4 protein-coding genes are annotated in these 4,012 nt (G+C 75.3%); 3 read left to right on the forward strand and 1 reads right to left on the reverse strand.

Annotated features, from left to right (window positions below):
- The coding region (locus PKY62_RS12390) for a hypothetical protein (RefSeq protein WP_324537407.1) at nucleotides 1-434 on the forward strand (434 nt) is incomplete at its 5' end.
- 126 nt (nucleotides 435-560) lie between these two features.
- Nucleotides 561-1,763, forward strand: a complete 1,203-nt coding sequence (locus PKY62_RS12395; RefSeq protein WP_324537408.1) for a M20 metallopeptidase family protein — start codon at nucleotides 561-563, stop codon at nucleotides 1,761-1,763.
- A gap of 49 nt (nucleotides 1,764-1,812) precedes the next feature.
- Here PKY62_RS12395 and PKY62_RS12400 read toward each other — a convergent pair whose 3' ends face one another.
- On the reverse strand, nucleotides 1,813-3,063 hold the full coding sequence (locus PKY62_RS12400) for a methyl-accepting chemotaxis protein (protein WP_324537410.1): 1,251 nt from the start codon (nucleotides 3,061-3,063) through the stop codon (nucleotides 1,813-1,815).
- 144 nt (nucleotides 3,064-3,207) lie between these two features.
- Here PKY62_RS12400 and PKY62_RS12405 point away from each other — a divergent pair, with 144 nt between their 5' ends.
- Nucleotides 3,208-3,864 carry a histidine phosphatase family protein gene (locus PKY62_RS12405; RefSeq protein ID WP_324537412.1) on the forward strand — a complete coding sequence of 219 codons (657 nt, stop codon included), beginning with the start codon at nucleotides 3,208-3,210 and terminating at the stop codon, nucleotides 3,862-3,864.
- The last annotated feature ends 148 nt before the right edge of the window (nucleotides 3,865-4,012 follow it).

Below are 4,012 nucleotides of genomic sequence, written 5' to 3' on the forward strand. Positions count from 1 at the left end.
CCCCGGCACCGACCGCGCCCCCCGCACCGACCCCCACCGCGACGACGGCCCCCGAGGTGGTCCGCACCTGGACGGTCACCGGCGGCACCGTGGCGACCTCCTGCCGGGACACCGCCATCACCCTGCTCTACGCCACCCCCGTGGACGGCTGGAAGGTCGAGGTCAAGGCCGCCGGCCCCGACCAGGTGGTCGTCGAGCTCGAGGGTGCCGACCAGGAGGTCACGCTCCGGGCGGCGTGCGTCGCCGGCGTGCCGGAGCAGCAGCTCGTCGAGGGCTCGGACGAGGAGTCGGGGGAGGAGACGAGCAGCCCGGCACCGGCCGGCGGAGTCACGGTCACCCCGACGCCGGACGAGGGCTCCGACGAGGACGGGTCCGACGACGGCTCGGCGGACGAGTCCCCCGAGAGCGACCAGGAGGACGGGTCCGACGACTGACCCGCGGTAGCCTCGCGGAACCGTTCCTCGCCGCCCAGGACGTCCCCGGTGAGGGCCGGACCACCGCACGCCTCGCCGCAGACGCCGCCACCGCCGCGACCGCTGCCACCGCCATGGAGCGCCGAGATGACCGACCCCACCCTGCTCGCCGACGCCCTCGCGATGGCCCCGGACCTCGTGGCGCTGCGCCGCGACCTGCACCGCATCCCCGAGATCGGCCTGCACCTGCCGCTGACCCAGGCGCGCGTGCTCGCGGCGCTCGAAGGGCTGGACCTCGAGGTCACCACGGGCACCGGGCTGTCGTCCGTCGTCGCGGTGCTGCGCGGGGCGCGGCCGGGCCCGGCGGTGCTGCTGCGCGGCGACATGGACGCCCTGCCGGTCACCGAGGACTCGGCCGAGCCCGTGCGCTCGGAGCACGATGGCGCCATGCACGCGTGCGGTCACGACCTGCACATGGCGGGCCTCGTCGGGGCGGCGCGGCTGCTGGCCGCCCGGCGCGCGGACCTCGCTGGCTCGGTGGTGCTCATGTTCCAGCCCGGGGAGGAGGGCGACCACGGGGCCCGGCTCATGATCGAGGAGGGTGTGCTGGACGCTGCGGGCGAGCGCGTCGTGGCGGGCTACGCCCTGCACGTCCTCTCGGCGATGCTGCCCGCCGGGCTGACCGGGTGCCGTCCCGGCACGATGCTCGCGGCGGCGGACCAGCTGTTCGTCACCGTGCGCGGACGTGGGGGCCACGGGTCGATGCCGCACCTGGCCGCGGACCCGGTGACGGTGGCGGCCGAGATCGTGCTGGCCCTGCAGGTGGCCGTGACCCGGCAGTTCGACGCGCAGGACCCGGTGGTCGTGACCGTGGGTCGCCTGAGCGCGGGGACGGCGGACAACATCATCCCAGCCACCGCCGAGATCGCGGCGACGGTACGGACGTTCTCCCCGGAGGCGCACGCCGTCGTCGGAGAGCGCCTGACCCGCGTGGTCGAGCACCTCGCGCTGGCCCACGGGCTCACGGCCGACGTCCGGTACGTGCGCGGCTACCCGACGACGCAGAACACGCCAGCCGAGGTGGAGCGCGCGGAGCGCGTGGTCACCGCGCTCACCGGGCCGCACGGCTACGTCGCGGCACCCCGGCCGATGTCGGGCTCGGAGGACTTCTCCTACGTCCTGCAGCGGGTGCCGGGCGCCTACCTGGGCCTGGGCGCCGCGCCGGCGGGCAGCGACCCGGAGACGGCGGCGTACAACCACGCGCCGCAGGCCACGTTCGACGAGTCGGCGCTGCCGGTCGGCGCGGCGATCCTCGCCGGGCTGGCGCTGGACCGGCTCGCGCAGGGCTGACGGCGCGCGCCGGGAGCGCTCGGGCCGCGTGGCCTCAGGACGGGCGACCTCAGGCGCGCTCGACCACGTGCACCCACTCCACGAGGGCGTCGGTCAGCACGGCGGCGGCACCGCCGTAGGCCTGCGGGTCGGCGAACAGCCCCTGCGCCTGCGCGGTGCGGCCCGACGTCGCAGCGGCCAGCACCTCGGCGGCGTGACGGTGGAAGGCGGCGTGCTGCTCGATGACGGTCGCGGCGCGGGCCCGGTCCAGCTCCGCACCAGCTCCCGAGCCGAGCCACTTCCCGAACGCGCACGCGTCGGAGCGCCGGGCGGTGGCGACCTCGAGCCCGGCCGGCAGCCGGCCCGTGTCGATCGCCGAGCGCAGGTGCTTCTTCCAGTTCGCATGGGCGGTGATCGCGGCGCGCAGCGGGTGCACCGCGAGGTCGTGGGCGATGTCCTCGAGCTCCGTGCGCTGGGCGTCCAGCGACGCACCGATCCGCTCGATCCACTCACGCGAGCGGCCCATCGCCTCGGCGGCACCGCGGGCTGCTGACGCCGAGGTCTCGACCGAGACGTCCAGCTCCTTGGCGGCCTCGGCGGTGTCGGCAGCCGATCGGGTGATCTCGCCGATCGCTGCGGTCTGCTGCTCCACGGCGGCGGCGATGGTCTGCTGCAGTGCGTCGACGCGCGCGAGCACCTCGTCGATCCGGTCGGTGGCGCGGCGCACGCCGGCGCTGTCCGCCGCGAGCTCGGCCAGCTGGGCGGCGATCTGGACGGTCGCCTCGCCGGTCTGCGCCGCGAGGTTCTTGACCTCCTCGGCCACGACGGAGAAGCTCTTGCCCGCCTCCCCGGCCCTGGCGGCCTCGATGGTCGCGTTGAGGGCGAGCATGCGGGTCTGGTCGGAGATCCCGGAGACCGTGCGCAGCACGCCCTCGATCTGCGCGGTCGACGCCGCGAGGCGCTCGACGGAGCCGCGCATCTCGGCCGTGACCTCGGTGGCCCTCGCGGTCACGCCGGTGGCCTCGGCGGCCGAGGTGGCGACCTCCTGCATCGCGGACGACATCTCGTGCACGGCAGAGGCCACGGCGGAGGCCCCCGCGTCGACCCGGCCCGTGGCCCGGCTCGCGCTGTCGGCCGCCTCGGCCGTGGCACGCGTGGCCTGGCTCATCCGCTCCACCGAGCCGGCGAGGTCCTCGGTGGCCAGGCCGAGGTCCTCGTTGCGCCCCCGCAGGCGCCGCACGACGTCGTGCGGCACCGTGAGGGTGTCACCAGCGCTCGCGGCCACCTCGTCCCGACGGGCGGTGCGTCGTGCCATGCGCATGGTGCTCTCCTCGTTCGTCGACGGGGCGGGCGTGCCTCCCTGTGCCCTCCCATCGGACGGAGCCGTCGGCGGATGAGCCTTCGCCCCGAAGATCAGCTCCGCGCGACCCGTGTGCCCGGCGCTCCGATCGGCGAGACTGGGGCCATGCGGCTCCTCCTCGTCCGGCACGGGCAGACCCCGTCCAACGTCCACGGCCTGCTCGACACCGCGACGCCCGGCGCCGACCTCACCGACCTCGGCCGGCTCCAGGCGCAGGCCCTCGTCGCCGCGCTGGGCCACGAGCCCGTCGATGCGCTGCTGGCCTCGACCCTCGTGCGCACGCAGCAGACGGCCGCGCCGCTCGCGGCGACGCTGGGGCTCGAGGTGCAGGTGCGCGCCGGTCTGCGCGAGATCACGGCCGGCGACCTGGAGATGCTCGGCGACCCCGCGTCCATCGCGACCTACCTGGGCACGGCGTTCGCGTGGTCCGCCGGCCGGCTGGACCTGCGGATGCCCGGCGGGGAGTCCGGCCACGAGGTCTATGCGCGGTACGACGCCGTGCTCGAGGACCTCGCCGCGTCGGGCGTCGGCACCGCGGTGGCGGTCAGCCACGGCGCGATCATCCGGTCGTGGTGCGCCGCCAGGGCCGGCGTCCCGGTGGCGCACGTCGAGGCCCATCCGCTGACCAACACGGGCGTCGTCGTGCTCGACGGCAGCCCGTCTGCCGGCTGGTCCGCCCTCACGTGGGAGGACCACGCGATCGGCGGCCTGCGCGTCGAGTCGCCGGACGACGGACCCGCCGGCGAGGCGTTCCTCGAGTGACAGCCGGACCCGGACTAGCGCCATGCATACCCCTGGGGGTATGCTCAACCCGATCGACCCCCTAAGGAGAAGACCATGTCGACCGTCGACCTGACTGCCGAGACGTTCAAGCAGACGATCCGGGACAACCCCATCGTGCTGCTCGACT

Source organism: Actinotalea sp. (assembly GCF_035443605.1).
Taxonomy (GTDB): Bacteria; Actinomycetota; Actinomycetes; order Actinomycetales; family Cellulomonadaceae; genus Actinotalea.

Bases quoted from the DNA above. Each gene is read 5' to 3' on its own strand.
- PKY62_RS12395 (WP_324537408.1), top strand. From the start codon at position 561: ATGACCGACCCCACCCTGCTCGCCGACGCCCTCGCGATGGCCCCGGAC.
- PKY62_RS12400 (WP_324537410.1), bottom strand. From the start codon at position 3,063: ATGCGCATGGCACGACGCACCGCCCGTCGGGACGAGGTGGCCGCGAGC.
- PKY62_RS12405 (WP_324537412.1), top strand. From the start codon at position 3,208: ATGCGGCTCCTCCTCGTCCGGCACGGGCAGACCCCGTCCAACGTCCAC.